At 38.5% G+C, this 16,631-nt stretch carries 18 protein-coding genes; all 18 read left to right on the plus strand.

Annotation, left to right across the window (positions count from 1 at the left end):
• The first annotated feature begins 4 nt into the window (after positions 1-4).
• On the plus strand, positions 5-1,237 hold the full coding sequence (locus tag I2I13_RS17625; protein WP_148366697.1) for a competence/damage-inducible protein A: 1,233 nt from the start codon (positions 5-7) through the stop codon (positions 1,235-1,237).
• A gap of 123 nt (positions 1,238-1,360) precedes the next feature.
• Positions 1,361-1,621 (plus strand): 50S ribosomal protein L28, encoded by a 261-nt coding sequence (rpmB, locus tag I2I13_RS17630; protein ID WP_004295983.1) that lies wholly within the window; start codon positions 1,361-1,363, stop codon positions 1,619-1,621.
• 21 nt (positions 1,622-1,642) lie between these two features.
• Positions 1,643-1,831: a 50S ribosomal protein L33 gene (gene rpmG, locus I2I13_RS17635; RefSeq protein WP_002560155.1), complete on the plus strand. Its 189-nt coding sequence runs from the start codon at positions 1,643-1,645 to the stop codon at positions 1,829-1,831.
• Between the two features lie 16 nt (positions 1,832-1,847).
• Positions 1,848-2,006, plus strand: a complete 159-nt coding sequence (locus I2I13_RS17640) for a DUF4295 domain-containing protein (RefSeq protein WP_004295982.1) — start codon at positions 1,848-1,850, stop codon at positions 2,004-2,006.
• Between the two features lie 138 nt (positions 2,007-2,144).
• Positions 2,145-3,104, plus strand: a complete 960-nt coding sequence (gene ftsY / locus I2I13_RS17645) for a signal recognition particle-docking protein FtsY (RefSeq protein WP_148366696.1) — start codon at positions 2,145-2,147, stop codon at positions 3,102-3,104.
• Entirely contained in the window at positions 3,101-4,411 is a 1,311-nt protein-coding gene (rimO, locus tag I2I13_RS17650) for a 30S ribosomal protein S12 methylthiotransferase RimO (protein ID WP_148366695.1), read from the plus strand. Before ftsY ends, rimO begins: the two co-directional genes overlap by 4 nt.
• Positions 4,404-4,676, plus strand: coding sequence for an HU family DNA-binding protein (locus I2I13_RS17655; protein ID WP_004306073.1), 273 nt, complete (start codon positions 4,404-4,406; stop codon positions 4,674-4,676). Before rimO ends, I2I13_RS17655 begins: the two co-directional genes overlap by 8 nt.
• Before the next feature lie 12 nt (positions 4,677-4,688).
• Positions 4,689-6,107 (plus strand): HU family DNA-binding protein, encoded by a 1,419-nt coding sequence (locus tag I2I13_RS17660; RefSeq protein WP_195650130.1) that lies wholly within the window; start codon positions 4,689-4,691, stop codon positions 6,105-6,107.
• Positions 6,108-6,344: 237 nt separating this feature from the next.
• Positions 6,345-7,340 carry a MoxR family ATPase gene (locus I2I13_RS17665; protein ID WP_148366693.1) on the plus strand — a complete coding sequence of 332 codons (996 nt, stop codon included), beginning with the start codon at positions 6,345-6,347 and terminating at the stop codon, positions 7,338-7,340.
• Between the two features lie 83 nt (positions 7,341-7,423).
• Positions 7,424-8,293 (plus strand): DUF58 domain-containing protein, encoded by an 870-nt coding sequence (locus tag I2I13_RS17670; RefSeq protein ID WP_148366692.1) that lies wholly within the window; start codon positions 7,424-7,426, stop codon positions 8,291-8,293.
• 11 nt (positions 8,294-8,304) lie between these two features.
• Positions 8,305-9,381 carry a hypothetical protein gene (locus I2I13_RS17675; protein WP_004325925.1) on the plus strand — a complete coding sequence of 359 codons (1,077 nt, stop codon included), beginning with the start codon at positions 8,305-8,307 and terminating at the stop codon, positions 9,379-9,381.
• Positions 9,382-9,430: 49 nt separating this feature from the next.
• Entirely contained in the window at positions 9,431-10,414 is a 984-nt protein-coding gene (locus tag I2I13_RS17680; RefSeq protein ID WP_148366691.1) for a VWA domain-containing protein, read from the plus strand.
• A gap of 45 nt (positions 10,415-10,459) precedes the next feature.
• Positions 10,460-11,488 carry a VWA domain-containing protein gene (locus I2I13_RS17685; RefSeq protein WP_195650131.1) on the plus strand — a complete coding sequence of 343 codons (1,029 nt, stop codon included), beginning with the start codon at positions 10,460-10,462 and terminating at the stop codon, positions 11,486-11,488.
• Between the two features lie 8 nt (positions 11,489-11,496).
• On the plus strand, positions 11,497-12,219 hold the full coding sequence (locus tag I2I13_RS17690; protein WP_004295972.1) for a tetratricopeptide repeat protein: 723 nt from the start codon (positions 11,497-11,499) through the stop codon (positions 12,217-12,219).
• Between the two features lie 31 nt (positions 12,220-12,250).
• Positions 12,251-14,080: a BatD family protein gene (locus tag I2I13_RS17695; protein WP_195650132.1), complete on the plus strand. Its 1,830-nt coding sequence runs from the start codon at positions 12,251-12,253 to the stop codon at positions 14,078-14,080.
• An 18-nt stretch (positions 14,081-14,098) separates the two neighbouring features.
• Complete coding sequence (locus I2I13_RS17700) at positions 14,099-14,932, plus strand: tetratricopeptide repeat protein (protein ID WP_074559635.1); 834 nt, start codon at positions 14,099-14,101, stop codon at positions 14,930-14,932.
• Between the two features lie 128 nt (positions 14,933-15,060).
• A complete protein-coding gene (locus I2I13_RS17705) occupies positions 15,061-15,351 on the plus strand; it encodes a hypothetical protein (RefSeq protein ID WP_004295969.1) in 291 nt (96 codons plus the stop codon).
• A gap of 77 nt (positions 15,352-15,428) precedes the next feature.
• A complete protein-coding gene (locus I2I13_RS17710) occupies positions 15,429-16,586 on the plus strand; it encodes a universal stress protein (protein WP_195650133.1) in 1,158 nt (385 codons plus the stop codon).
• Positions 16,587-16,631: the final 45 nt, after the last annotated feature.

Below are 16,631 nucleotides of genomic sequence, written 5' to 3' on the forward strand. Positions count from 1 at the left end.
AAGTATGTTTGCCGAAATAATAACCATTGGCGATGAACTGTTGATAGGACAGGTTGTCGACACTAATTCAGCCTGGATGGGGCAGGAATTAAATAAAATAGGCATTGAGGTTCTTCGTATTGTTTCAATCCGTGACCGGGAAAAGGAAATCATGGAAGCGATTGATAATGCGATGGAAAGGGTGAATATTGTTTTAGTAACCGGAGGACTCGGACCTACCAAAGACGATATCACCAAACAAACTTTATGTAAATACTTTCATACGGAACTGGTTTTCAACGAAGAAGTATTCGAAAACGTAAAACGGGTACTGGCAGGGAAAATACCTATGAATGCACTCAACAAAAGCCAAGCAATGGTTCCGAAAGATTGTACGGTGATAAATAATCCTGTAGGAAGTGCCTCTGTCAGCTGGTTCGAAAGAGATGGAAAAGTACTTGTTTCCATGCCGGGCGTTCCGCAAGAGATGACTGCCGTAATGACAGAAAGTGTATTGCCTAAGCTGCACGAGAGGTTTCAAACGGATGTGATTATGCACCAAACATTTCTCGTACAAAACTATCCGGAATCCGTATTGGCAGAAAAACTGGAACCGTGGGAGAGCACTCTGCCGGAATGTATCAAATTGGCATACTTGCCTAAGCTGGGTATTATTCGTCTTAGACTGACAGGACGCGGACAAAACAGGGAGGAAGTAAAAGTTCTTCTTGAACGTGAAAAAGTAAAATTAGAGGAAATACTTGGTGAAGACATTTTCAGTGAAGAAGATACGCCTTTGGAAGTTATAGTCGGTGAACTTTTAAAAAAGAAGAAATTGACCGTTTCCACCGCAGAAAGTTGTACCGGAGGCAGTATTGCCGCACGTTTGACTTCCATTGCCGGTAGTTCTGAATATTTTAACGGAAGTGTAGTAGCCTATTCCAATGAAGTAAAAATGAGACTTTTACACGTTTCCTCCGAAACATTGGAGCAACATGGGGCTGTCAGTGAAGAAACTGTGATTGAAATGGTAAAAGGTGCGATGAAAGCACTAAAAACCGATTGCGCCATTGCTACCTCAGGGATAGCAGGCCCCGGAGGTGGTACTCCCGAGAAGCCGGTGGGAACTGTTTGGATAGCCGCTGGTTATAAAAACGAAATTTGTACTTACAAACAGGAAACGAACCGCGGAAGAAGCATGAATATCGAAAGAGCAGGCAATAATGCACTATTAATGCTCCGTGATTTACTCAAATAAAAGAAAAATAGGTGCCTGGAAGTGAATTATTTTAGGAAATTCTTGTTTTATACGGATAAAAGTGCTTACTTTGCGTCCTGTTTGAAAGAAGTATAGATATAAAACTATAAAAATAAGATAGAAATGTCGAAGATTTGTCAAATTACCGGAAAGAAAGCCATGATTGGCAACAATGTTTCACACTCAAAGAGAAGAACTAAAAGAACCTTTGATTTGAACTTGTTTAACAAAAAGTTCTATTATGTAGAACAAGATTGTTGGATCAGCCTTAGCATTTGTGCTAACGGGTTGCGTATTATCAACAAAAAAGGACTGGATGCTGCGCTGACTGAAGCAGTGGCTAAAGGTTATTGTGATTGGAAAAGCATTAAAGTAATCGGCTAAACGTAGAGGAGAAAACTTACAATGGCAAAGAAAGCAAAAGGTAACAGAGTGCAAGTGATTCTGGAATGTACAGAACACAAAGACAGTGGAATGCCGGGAACATCTCGTTATATCACAACTAAGAACAGAAAGAATACTACAGAAAGACTTGAGTTGAAAAAATACAACCCGATTCTGAAGAGAGTAACAGTACACAAGGAAATTAAATAATAAAGTCGTATAACCCATGGCAAAGAAAACAGTAGCAAGTTTGCACGAAGGTTCTAAAGAAGGTCGTGCTTATACCAAGGTTATCAAAATGGTAAAATCTCCAAAAACTGGAGCATACGTTTTTGATGAACAAATGGTTCCGAACGAAAAAGTACAAGACTTTTTCAAAAAATAATCGAAATAGCATATACGCTATAACTGCAAAATCCTCTCATTGGCAAACAATGAGGGGATTTTTTATTGCTTCTTTTTTTACTTTTCCAATCCTTTGTTATATCTTTGTAGCAAATGTATTATACAAACAAGTGTAAATATGGGATTTTTTAGTTTTTTTTCAAAGGAGAAGAAGGAAACTTTAGATAAAGGATTATCTAAAACCAAAGAGAGCGTATTCAGTAAAATAGCTCGTGCTGTGGCTGGCAAGTCAAAAGTAGACGATGAAGTATTAGATAATCTGGAAGAAGTGCTGATTACATCTGACGTCGGTGTAGAAACAACTTTAAATATTATCAAGCGCATCGAAAAACGTGCTGCTGCAGATAAGTATGTAAATACTCAGGAACTGAATCTTATATTACGTGACGAAATAGCAGCTCTGCTTACTGAAAATAATTCGGATGATGTAGCTGATTTCGACATACCCATCGCAAGAAAGCCTTATGTCATTATGGTTGTGGGAGTAAATGGGGTAGGTAAAACTACGACTATTGGCAAACTAGCTTATCAATTCAAGAAAGCAGGTAAATCCGTTTATCTGGGAGCCGCCGACACTTTCCGCGCTGCAGCTGTGGAACAGCTAATGATTTGGGGAGAACGGGTAGGAGTTCCCGTAGTCAAACAGAAAATGGGAGCGGATCCCGCATCTGTGGCTTATGACACTCTTAGTTCGGCCGTTGCCAATAACGCAGACGTGGTTATTATTGATACAGCAGGTCGTCTGCATAATAAGGTAGGCTTAATGAACGAGCTGACCAAAATTAAGAATGTAATGAAAAAGGTGGTGCCTGATGCACCGGATGAAGTTTTATTGGTATTGGACGGTTCCACCGGACAAAATGCATTTGAGCAAGCCAAACAATTTACTTTGGCGACGGAAGTTACCGCTATGGCCATCACTAAGCTTGATGGAACCGCCAAAGGTGGTGTTGTGATTGGTATTTCCGATCAATTCAAGATTCCTGTTAAGTATATCGGACTAGGCGAAGGCATGGAAGACCTGCAGGTATTCCGTAAAAATGAATTCGTTGATTCCTTGTTTGGAGAAAATGCATGAAAAGAAAGACGATAGATATTATTACTTTAGGATGTTCTAAAAATCTGGTTGACTCCGAGCAGCTGATGCGTCAATTGGAGGAAGTCGGATACAGCGTAACTCATGACACTGAAAATCCGCAAGGGGAAATTGCGGTAATCAATACATGCGGGTTCATTGGTGATGCCAAAGAAGAATCCATAAATATGATTCTGGAGTTCGCTGAAAGAAAGGAAGAAGGGGATTTAAAGAAACTTTTCGTGATGGGTTGTCTTTCCGAACGCTATCTCAAGGAACTAGCTGTTGAGATACCACAGGTAGATAAATTTTATGGGAAGTTTAATTGGAAGGAGCTTTTACAGGACTTGGGAAAGGTCTATCACGATGAATTATATATTGAACGGACATTGACAACTCCCCAGCATTATGCTTACCTGAAAATTTCAGAAGGATGTGACCGTAAATGTTCTTATTGTGCTATCCCCATTATTACAGGACATCATATTTCCAAACCAATGGAAGAAATTCTGGACGAAGTACGATACTTGGTATCGCAAGGCGTGAAAGAATTTCAAGTGATCGCACAGGAATTGACTTATTATGGCATCGACCGGTATAAGAAACAAATGCTTCCGGAATTGATTGAACGTATTTCTGATATACCCGGGGTGGAATGGATTCGCTTGCATTATGCCTATCCAGCACATTTTCCAACAGATTTATTCCGGGTTATGCGCGAACGTGACAATGTATGCAAATACATGGACATTGCCCTTCAGCACATCAGTGACAATATGTTGAGGTTAATGCGCCGACAAGTGAGCAAAGAGGATACTTACCAATTGATCGAACAATTCCGTAAAGAAGTGCCGGGCATTCACCTGAGGACGACTTTGATGGTAGGACATCCCGGAGAAACAGAGGAGGACTTCGAAGATCTCAAAGAATTTGTACGTAAAGTACGTTTTGATCGGATGGGCGCTTTCGCATATTCCGAAGAAGAAGGGACTTATGCTGCAGAAACATACGAAGATTCTATCCCACAAGAGGTTAAACAAGCCCGACTTGATGAATTGATGGATATCCAACAAGGTATTTCGGCAGAGTTAAGTGCAGAAAAGATCGGTAAACAGATGAAAGTTATAATCGATCGTCTGGAAGGAGATTATTATATCGGACGGACAGAGTTTGATTCACCGGAAGTAGATCCGGAAGTATTGATTGATCGTTCAGAGAGAGAGCTTAAGATCGGACAGTTTTATCAGGTAGAAGTGGTGAATGCGGACGATTTTGATTTATATGCAAAGATTATAAATGACTATGAATAATAAGGAATTTACATCCGAACTAGCGGAAAGATTGGGATATACAATCAAAGATACTTCCGAATTGATGAATTCTTTGTTGTCCAGTATGACACAAGAATTGGAAGAAGGTAATGTGATTGCAATTCAAGGATTCGGTTCTTTTGAAGTGAAAAAGAAAGCGGAACGGATCTCAATCAACCCGGCAAGCAAACAACGCATGCTGGTTCCACCTAAATTGGTATTATCGTATAGACCTAGCAATACATTGAAAGATAAGTTTAAATAAATATTTCCCGTTATGAATGAAAGACTAACAATTCAAGACCTTACTGACTTATTGGCAGCCAAACATAGCATGACCAAGAAAGACGCCGAAGCGTTTGTTAAAGAGTTTTTTCTCTTGATAGAGCAAGCCTTGGAAAACGAAAAGACTGTAAAAATCAAAGGATTGGGAACTTTCAAACTTATTGATGTAGATAGCCGGGAAAGTGTCAATGTCAACACAGGAGAGCGTTTCCAGATAAAAGGACATACAAAAGTCTCATTTTCTCCGGATGCAAATCTAAGGGATACGATAAATAAACCTTTTGCACACTTTGAGACTGTTGTGTTGAATGAAAATACAATTCTGGAAGATACTCCGATAGAAGAGACTGAGGAAGAAGAAATAGGAGAGGAAGCATCAGCACAGGCAGTCTTGAATGAGGTGGGTGGTGATTCTAAAACTACTGTGATAGAAGAAAATGAAGGTACTGATGATGGTCTTTCGGAAAAAGAGCCGATTCAGGAAGAGCAAATAGCCAGTCAGCCACCTGTGGAAGAGTCTATTGAAAAACCTGCTATTACTGAGGAATCTGCAATAGCACAGGAATCGACAGAACAGACGTCTCCTAAAGAGTCCGAAGAAGCCATTACAGAGACTGATATCGAAGAAAAGATAGAACAGCTGGAAGATGAAGAGGTTCCGGAAGAGGAAGTGATAATCGATGAGCAGCAAGCAGCATCTATAGAAGAAGAAAAAGAAGAGATCACTGCCGAAAAGATTATAGAGCAAGAGCTTCTAAAAGCAAATCTGCAACCTGTGACTCCCATAGTGTCTCCTGCTGAAAAAGAAATGATAAAACCGGTCCAACCGGAACAAGTATCCCAACCGGTTTCTAAAAAGACAGCCCCAGTGAAGGAAAAATCTCCTGTACCTTATTTAATAGCTGTTATTGTAGTCGTTTTGCTATTATGCGGAGGTGTCATTCTTTTTATTTATTATCCGGATTTATTTTCTTCTTCATCTGACAAGAATGCAATGGATATGCCACCTGTAACCACCCAACCCGTTCAACCGGAAGCGCAGCTTTCTGATACGATTGCACATAAGGATACTGCAAAGGCAATAACGCCTGATGTATCCAAAGTCGCTACCACGACACAACCGGTTACCCCAAAAAAAGAAGAAGCTGTTCCTGTTAAAGCAGAACCTCAAACGGTCACACAACAACCTGCTACTCCTGTCTATCTGGATTCAGCATCTTATAAGATTACAGGAACTAAGACGAAATATACAATCAAAGAAGGAGAAACTTTGACTAGGGTTTCCTTGCGTTTTTATGGTACAAAGGCAATGTGGCCATACATTGTGAAACACAATCCGAAGGTTATTAAGAACCCCAACAATGTACCGTATGGCACAACTATTGAAATACCGGAACTTACAAAAGAATAAGTAGTTATAATCCATTCACCCGACCATGCAAATCCTGTATTGGTCGGGTGAAGTGTTATGGATGTACAAAAGCGTATGAAAGTACCTTAATCTAAAGATTTCGCATTGTTTTTTAATAAAAATTAGTTGCAATCGTTAATTATATGGCGTACTTTTGGGGCAAAATAAAAAGCCTTATGACACAGGCAAGGCTTACATAAAATTAATGGGATTTAAATAATAAAATATTAAGTATTTATGGCTGAATCAATTGATATCCGCGAGCTAAATGAGCGGATTGAAAGACAAAGTGCTTTCGTTACCAATCTTACGACAGGTATGGACCAAATCATTGTTGGTCAGAAACATTTGGTTGAATCACTGCTTATCGGATTACTTTCCGATGGCCATGTCCTCTTGGAAGGTGTGCCTGGTTTGGCGAAAACTTTGGCTATTAAGACACTCGCTTCTCTGATTGATGCGAAATATAGCCGTATCCAGTTTACGCCGGACTTATTGCCTGCAGACGTTATCGGTACAATGGTTTACAGTCAGAAAGATGAATCTTTTAAAGTGCAGCGCGGACCTATTTTCGCAAACTTTGTATTAGCTGATGAAATTAACCGTGCTCCTGCAAAAGTACAAAGTGCTTTGCTGGAAGCAATGCAGGAACGTCAGGTTACTATTGGTAAAGAAACATTCATGTTACCGGAACCTTTCCTTGTATTGGCAACTCAGAATCCTATCGAACAGGAAGGTACTTATCCGCTTCCTGAAGCACAGGTTGACCGTTTCATGCTGAAAGTAGTCATTGATTATCCGAAGTTGGAAGAAGAAAAATTGATTATTCGTCAGAATATCAATGGTGAGAAGTTTAATGTGAAGCCTATTCTAAGAGCGGATGAAATTATTGAAGCACGTAAAGTTGTTCGTCAAGTTTATCTGGATGAGAAGATCGAGCGTTATATTGTAGATATTGTATTTGCAACTCGTTTCCCTGATAAATATGACCTCAAGGAACTAAAAGATATGATCGGATTCGGAGGTTCACCTCGTGCGTCTATCAATCTGGCATTAGCTGCTCGTACGTATGCATTCATCAAACGTCGCGGCTACGTTATTCCGGAAGATGTACGTGCTGTAGCACATGATGTTCTTCGTCACCGTATCGGATTGACCTACGAAGCTGAAGCTAACAACATGACTTCGGACGAAATTATCAGTAAGATTCTGAATAAGGTTGAAGTGCCCTAATTTGTAGTTATAATACAGTCAATAAGTAGTCATAAGTATCTATGCATGACTACTTAACTACCTACTAATTAACTACTGTATAAATGGAAACAAGTGAAATACTAAAAAAAGTTCGCCAAATTGAAATAAAGACACGAGGATTGTCTAACAATATCTTTGCAGGCCAGTATCATTCGGCTTTCAAGGGTAGGGGTATGTCATTTTCGGAAGTCCGTGAATATCAATTCGGTGATGATATACGTGACATAGACTGGAATGTGACTGCGCGCTTCAATAAACCTTATGTGAAAGTGTTTGAAGAAGAACGTGAACTGACAGTTATGTTAATGGTTGATGTTTCCGGAAGTTTGGAATTTGGTACGATCAAGCAGCTAAAGAAAGATATGGTGACGGAAATCGCTGCTACTCTTGCTTTCTCTGCCATCCAGAATAATGATAAAATAGGTGTGATTTTCTTTTCAGACCGGATAGAGAAGTTTATTCCTCCCAAGAAAGGACGTAAACATATCTTATATATTATCCGAGAATTGATTGATTTCCAACCGGAAAGCCGTCGCACAAATATTCGTCTTGCCTTGGAATATTTGACAAACGTAATGAAAAGACGTTGCACTGCATTTATCTTATCAGATTTTATTGACCAGGAAAGCTTTAAGAATGCGCTGACCATTGCTAACAGGAAACATGATGTAGTAGCATTGCAAGTATACGACAGGAGACTTAGTGATCTTCCTCCAGTAGGACTGATGCGAATCAAAGATGCAGAAACTGGGCATGAACAATGGATTGACACCTCTTCCAAAGCTGTACGCCGGGCACATCGCGACTGGTGGATACAAAAGCAGACTGAACTGAACGATACTTTTACCAAAAGCAACGTAGATGCTGTATCCGTCAGAACCGATCAGGATTACGTAAAGGCATTGTTGAATTTATTTGCCAAACGAAATTAATGGAATCAAAGATGAATAGAAATATTATTCTGATAGCATTATTAGGTCTATTGTTTGTCAGTAAAGCAGTAGCGCAGTCTGTTACAGTAGAAGCAAAAATTGATTCATTGCAGATACTGATCGGCGAACAGGCGAAAGTGCAATTGCAAGTAGCCATGGATGCCAAACAGCGTGCTATTTTTCCTGCTTACACTGATACGTTGGTAAGAGGTGTGGAAATTATAGAAACAGTCAAACCCGATACCCAATTCCTGAACGATCGCCAGCGGATGGTGATTACGCAGGAGTACATTATCACTTCTTTTGACTCTGCTCTATATTATCTGCCGCCAATGCCGGTTACCGTAGATGGGAAAGTGTACAACTCCAAAGCTTTGGCATTAAAAGTATATTCAATGCCGGTTGACACCTTACATCCTGACCAGTTCTTCGGACAAAAACCTGTGATGAAAGCGCCTTTCGCATGGGAAGACTGGTATGGATTGATCGCTTGCTCATTCCTGGCTTTACCTTTGCTTGGTTTACTGATTTATCTGATTGTTCGTATACGTGATAATAAGCCGATTATCCGTAAAATTAAAGTTGAACCCAAATTGCCGCCACATCAGGCTGCAATGAAAGAGATAGAACGTATCAAGACAGAGAAGGTATGGCAGAAAGGGCAATCGAAGGAGTACTATACCGAACTAACCGATGCTATTCGTACATATATTAAGGACCGTTTCGGATTTAATGCATTGGAAATGACTTCTTCTGAAATAATCGATCAGTTATTGGAAATGAATGATAAAGAAGCCATATCAGACCTAAAACTATTGTTCCAGACTGCTGATTTGGTGAAGTTCGCGAAGCATAATCCTCAGATGAATGAAAACGATGCTAATTTGATCAATGCCATTGATTTTATCAATGAGACCAAACAACCGGAAGAGGAAAATCAGAAACCGCAACCAACGGAAATCACTATTATTGAGAAACGTTCTTTACGTGTTAAAGCTATGCTGATTTGTGGAATTGCATTGTTATCAGCAGCATTGATCGGTACCTTTATATATATAGGTCTACAGTTATACAATCTTTTTGTATAAAGGATGTATAGCTTAATACTAAATAGTAAACTGTTAAATCATAAATAAAATGGTTTTTGCCAATATTGAATATCTGTTTTTGCTATTATTGCTTATACCGTATATTGTATGGTATATCCTGAAGCGAAAGAAAAGTGAAGCAACTCTTCAAATTTCGGATGCCCGGGTATATGCACATACACCTAAAAGTTATAAGAATTATTTGTTGCATGTTCCATTTCTATTACGCTGCCTTGCTTTAGTACTGGTTATTTTGGTTCTTGCACGCCCGCAAACTACTAATAAGTGGCAGAACAGTGAGATAGAAGGAATTGATATTATGCTGGCTATCGACGTTTCTACCAGTATGCTGGCTGAAGACTTGAAGCCGAACAGACTGGAAGCTGCTAAAGACGTAGCTGCAGAGTTTATCAATGGACGTCCCAATGATAATATCGGTATTACATTATTTGCAGGAGAAACTTTTACCCAATGTCCGTTGACTGTAGACCATGCTGTATTGTTGGATATGATACATAATATCAAATGTGGTCTTATCACTGACGGTACTGCTGTCGGTATGGGTATTGCAAATGCTGTAACCCGCTTAAAAGATAGCAAAGCAAAATCCAAAGTTATTATCCTATTGACGGATGGTACTAATAATAAGGGAGATATTTCGCCAATGACAGCGGCAGAAATAGCAAAAAGTTTTGGTATTCGTGTATATACCATCGGAGTAGGTACCAATGGAATGGCTCCTTATCCTTATCCAGTCGGAAATACGGTGCAATATGTAAGTATGCCGGTAGAAATTGATGAAAAGACATTGACAGAGATCGCCGGAACGACAGATGGTAACTATTTCCGGGCTACTAGCAACTCGAAGCTTAAAGAAGTATATGAAGAAATTGATAAACTGGAAAAGACTAAACTGAATGTAAAAGAGTATAGTAAGCGGGACGAAGAATATCATTGGTTTGCTTTAGCAGCTTTCCTCTGTGTCTTGTTGGAAGTACTATTACGTAATTCGGTACTCAAGAAAATTCCATAAGGATGTTTGTCAATCGTTATTTGCCAATCATAAAATAGTAAGAAGATGTTTCGATTTGGAGAACCTACATATTTATATTTATTGCTGCTATTACCTATTTTAGCAGCTTTCTACTTGTATTCCAATTACAAGAGGAGAAAGAATATCCGACGTTTCGGAGATCCGACTTTGTTGGCTCAGTTAATGCCTGACGTATCCAAATATCGTCCGGATGTAAAATTCTGGATTATTTTTGTTGCTATTGGTTTGTTCTCCGTATTACTGGCACGCCCTCAATTCGGTTCAAAACTGGAAACGGTTAAACGTAAGGGAGTAGAGGTAATTATTGCTTTGGACATTTCAAACTCTATGTTAGCGCAGGATGTACAGCCTAGCCGTTTGGAAAAAGCAAAAAGATTAATATCCAGGTTAGTAGATGAGCTTGATAATGATAAGGTAGGTATGATTGTATTTGCCGGTGACGCTTTTACACAGCTGCCAATTACAAGTGACTATATTTCCGCTAAGATGTTCTTAGAATCCATTAGTCCTTCGTTGATTTCTAAACAGGGTACAGCTATTGGGGAAGCAATCAATCTGGCAGCCCGTAGTTTCACCCCGCAAGAAGGGGTAGGTCGCGCCATTATTGTCATTACTGATGGTGAAAATCATGAAGGTGGTGCAGTGGAAGCTGCCAAAGCTGCGGCAGAAAAGGGTATTCAGGTAAGTGTATTGGGAGTAGGTATGCCTGATGGCGCTCCAATACCGGTGGAAGGAACGAATGATTACCGCCGCGACCGGGAAGGTAATGTGATCGTTACCCGTTTGAATGAAGCTATGTGTCAGGAAATTGCAAAAGAAGGAAAAGGTATATATGTACGAGTAGATAATTCTAATTCAGCCCAAAAGGCCATCAATCAAGAAGTAAATAAAATGGCGAAGTCTGATGTAGAGTCGAAAGTATATACGGAGTTTAACGAACAATTCCAGGCTATTGCATGGGTTATTCTACTATTGTTATTGGCAGAAATCTTAATTCTGGATCGCAAAAATCCTTTATTTAAGAACATTCACCTGTTTTCTAATAAGAAATAGTTATACGTATGTTAAAAAGTAAATATATTCTATTCGCTGTATTTCTGTTAGCGGCAGCTGGTGTATCGGCTCAGAAAGCAGAACGCGACTATATCCGTAAGGGAAACCGTCTGTTTAATGATAGCGTATTTGTTGATGCAGAGGTGAACTACCGGAAGGCCTTGGAAGCTAATCCCAAGTCTACGGTATCCATGTATAATCTAGGAAATACCCTTTCGCAACAGCAAAAGTTTCAGGATGCCATGGAACAATATGTATCGGCCAGCAAAATAGAAAAAGATAAAATGAAACTCGCCCATATTTACCACAATATGGGAGTAATTTTCCAGGCTGGTAAAGACTATGCCAAAGCTGTAGATGCATATAAAATGTCACTGCGTAATAATCCTACCGATCATGAAACCCGGTACAATTTGGCTCTCGCACAGAAAATGCTGAAAGACCAACAAAATCAGCAGAATCAAGATCAAAATCAGGACCAAAACAAAGATCAGCAAAAGCAAGATCAGAAACAAGACCAGAATAAAGACAAACAGAAGGATCAGAAACAAGATGAAAAGAAAGATCAGCAGCAACCACCGAAATCTGAAAAGAAACAAGACAATCAGATGTCGAAGGAGAATGCTGAACAATTACTGAATTCTGTCATGCAGGACGAGAAAGATGTGCAGGATAAAGTGAAGAAACAACAAAAAGTTATGCAAGGCGGTCGCTTGGAAAAAGATTGGTAATATAAAGTTGATGATATAAATTTCATAAGCAATGAAAAAACTGATTATTATATTGATGGCATTGATAGCATATAGCACTCATGCGTTTGCTGATAAGGTGTCTTTTACTGCTTCTGCTCCTGATGCAGTGGTAGTAGGCGAACAATTCAGGCTGTCGTATATTGTAACTACACAAAAAGTGAAAGATTTTCGGGCACCATCAATCAAAGGTTTTGATGTATTGATGGGTCCAAGCCGTTCACAACAAAGTAGTACTCAAATAGTGAATGGTAATGTTACATCTACTAGTAGTATTACATTTACATACATATTAATGGCTAATAATGCCGGAGAATACACAATACCCGGTGCCTCCATTGTTGCCGATGGTGACCAAATGGTGTCAAACTCAGTAAAGATTAAAGTATTGCCACAAGATCAAGGTGGCAATAACGAGCAAAATAATAGTAGTAGTGGTTCTATACATTCCTCATCTAGTACAAGTGTCTCTAATCAGGACCTTTTTATTATGGCAAGTGCCAGTAAAACAAATGTGTATGAACAGGAGGCTTTTGTCCTGACCTATAAAATTTACACCAGAGAATCCAACTTACAACTTAATAATGCGAAATTGCCCGACTTTAAAGGTTTCCATTCTCAAGAAATAGAAATGACAACTAATGCAAGATGGACTCCGGAGCATTATCAGGGACGTAATTACTATACAACGGTTTATCGCCAGTTTGTTCTCTTCCCACAACAATCAGGAAAGCTATATATTGATCCGGCACAGTTCCAGATGACTATCGGAAAACCTGTGCAATCAGATGATCCTTTTGATGCCTTCTTCAATGGAGGAAGTAATGTCATTGAAATTAAAAAAAATATTTCCACTCCTAAGATAGCAATAAATGTCAATCCGCTTCCTACGGGTAAACCTGCAGATTTTTCAGGTGGAGTGGGAGAGTTCAATATATCTTCTTCTATCAACAGTAAGGAACTGAAAACCAATGATGCTATTACTATTAAACTGGTAATATCCGGTACAGGTAACCTGAAGTTGATTTCTAATCCGGAAATTAAATTCCCGGATGATTTTGAAGTATATGATCCCAAAGTAGACAATCAAGTCAGATTAACCCGGGAAGGACTCACAGGCAATAAAATTATTGAATATTTGGCAATTCCGAGACATGCCGGAACATATAAGATTCCGGGAGTATCTTTCAGCTATTTTGATATTCGCTCCAAGTCTTACAAAACACTGAAAACAGAAGATTATGTAGTAAATGTTGAGAAAGGTGCAGGTAATGCGGATCAAGTAATTGCTAACTTCACGAATAAAGAGGACTTGAAAGTATTAGGTGAAGACATCCGTTATATCAAACAGAATGAAGTTACTCTCCAACCTAAAGGAAGTTTCTTCTATGGTTCAATGACATATTGGTTGTTCTATATCATTCCGGCTCTTGCCTTTATTATTTTCTTCATTATTTATCGTAAACAAGCTGCTGAAAATGCAAATGTTGCTAAAATGCGTACGAAAAAAGCAAATAAAGTGGCAACGAAGCGAATGAAGCTTGCAGGAAAATTACTCTCCGAAAATAAAAAAGATGCTTTCTACGATGAGGTATTAAAGGCATTGTGGGGATATATAAGTGACAAACTGAATATTCCGGTATCTCGTTTATCTAAAGATAATATTGAAGAAAAACTAAGAAATCACGGAGTAAATGAGGAACTGATCAAAGAATTCCTGAACGCATTGAATGATTGTGAATTTGCCCGGTTTGCTCCAGGTGATGAGAATCAAGCTATGGATAAAGTTTATTCTTCTTCAATAGAAGTAATAAGCAAAATGGAGAATTCAATAAAACATTAACCCAGAAGAGATTATGTCATGAAAAAGATATTATTTTTTATATTATTATCAATGTCGCTTACTTGTTTCGGACAAGATTCGTTAAGCATTGATACTAGACAAACGAATGGAGTTGATTCTATCCACGCTTCGCATACCACATTTTCCAGTAATACACTGGAAGATGCAACAAAAGCTGAAGGAGATTCCGCATATATAAAAGAAGATTATGCAGCAGCTATTCAGATATATGAAGCATTACTGAAAAATGGAGAAGCTGCCGATGTCTATTACAATCTGGGAAATAGTTATTATAAAATAGGGGAGATAGCGAAAGCTGTTTTAAATTATGAGCGTGCTCTGCTATTACAACCAGGAAATGGTGACATCCGTGCTAATCTTGAAGTGGCACGTGCAAAAACAATAGACAAGGTTGAACCTGTTCCTGAAGTGTTCTTTGTATCATGGATCAAGTCTCTGACAAATAGTATGAGTGTAGATGCATGGGCCACATGGGGGATTGTCTCCTTTATTCTATTGATTATCGCTCTCTATTTCTTTATATTCTCCAAACAGATTATGTTAAAGAAAATAGGATTCATATCAGGACTCATTTTGCTGATTGTCACCATTTGCTCTAATCTTTTTGCTTCGCAACAAAAAGAACATTTGGTTAATCGAAGTGAGGCGATAGTAATGAATCCGAGTGTAACAGTACGGAGTACTCCAAGCGAAAGTGGGACTAGCTTGTTTATTCTCCATGAAGGGAGAAAGGTAAGTGTCAAAGACAACTCCATGAAAGAATGGAAAGAAATTCGACTGGAAGATGGAAAAGTCGGGTGGGTACCAGCTTCTGCTATCGAGGTGATATAAAGGTCATTAATAGATTTTATATATTCAAGAAAAAAAGATAAGCAAATAATTTGTTTTATCTTTTTTTTTGCTTAAGTTTATAGCGTGATAAAAAAATCACATAGTATTAACCATTAAATTTATGAGACATGAGAACAATAACGTTTAATGAACTTCGTAAAATTAAAGATTCATTGCCTAGCGGTAGCATGCATAGAATAGCAGACGAACTTGGTTTGCACGTAGATACAGTGCGAAACTTCTTCGGAGGACACAATTTCAAGGAGGGAAAAAGCGTCGGAATACATCTCGAGCCCGGTCCAGATGGTGGGCTTGTAATGTTGGATGACACGACCGTTCTTGATCGGGCTTTAAAAATCCTAGATGAATTGAATATGAGTATGCAAAAAGAACAGGCTACCGAATCTGTGCAAGTTTAAAATATAACAAACTGAATCCCAATTGAATCAAACAATTGGGATTTCTTATTTGTTTTCACCTTATAAAATGTACATTTATGGAAGACAAATTAGTAACCCTGGCCATTCTGACATACACCAAAGCGCAGATCTTAAAGAATGTCTTGGAAAATGAAGGTATAGAAACCTACATTCATAACGTTAATCAAATACAACCGGTTGTTTCATCGGGAGTGCGTTTAAGAATTAAAGAAAGCGATTTGCCACGTGCTTTAAAAATAACAGAAAGTTCTACATGGCTGTCTGAAAGTATAGTGGGAGAGAAGGAGCCCAAAGTGAAAGATAAATCAAATAAGATTTTAATTCCTGTCGACTTCTCTAATTATTCGATGAAAGCATGTGAATTTGCATTTAACCTGGCAAAAATAGAAAATGCGGAAGTCATCCTGTTGCATGTCTATTTTACGCCTATATATGCTTCGTCGTTGCCTTATGGAGATGTTTTCAATTACCAGATTGGAGATGAAGAATCTGTAAAAACGATTATCCAAAAAGTCCATTCTGATCTCAATGCTTTATCAGAGAAGATAAAAGAAAAAGTTGCATCAGGCGAATTTCCCAACGTTAAATATAGCTGCATCTTACGTGAAGGTATTCCAGAGGAGGAAATCTTAAGATATGCCAAAGAACAGCGTCCTATGGTTATCATTATGGGTACCCGAGGTAAAAATCAGAAAGACATTGATTTAATTGGCAGTGTAACCGCTGAAGTTATTGACAGAAGTCGCACGACTGTATTGGCTATTCCAGAAAATACACCATTCAAACAGTTTAGTGAAGCAAAACGGATTGCCTTTATTACCAATTTTGATCAAAGAGATCTAATTGCTTTCGAGGCATTCTTTAATACTTGGAAATCATTCCATTTTTCTGTATCTTTGATACACCTTACAGATTCTAAAGACACCTGGAATGAAATAAAACTGGCAGGTATAAAAGAATATTTTCACAAGCAATATCCGGGGCTTGAAATTCATTATGACGTAGTGATGAATGATAATTTATTAAAGGGACTTGATCAGTATATCAAAGATAATCATATAGATATAATCACTTTGACTTCTTACAAAAGGAATATATTTGCTCGATTATTTAATCCAAGTATTGCCAGAAAAATGGTTTTTCATTCAGATACACCATTGCTTGTTATTAACAGAGCTGATCAGATCAGGCAAAAAATAAGCGTCCAAGATTAGGGAATAATTAATATTATGTTTAATATAAAAAAGGAGTAATATAAT

The sequence above is a fragment of the Bacteroides sp. D55t1_190419_B8 genome, assembly GCF_015558905.1.
Classification (GTDB): Bacteria; Bacteroidota; Bacteroidia; order Bacteroidales; family Bacteroidaceae; genus Bacteroides; species Bacteroides vicugnae.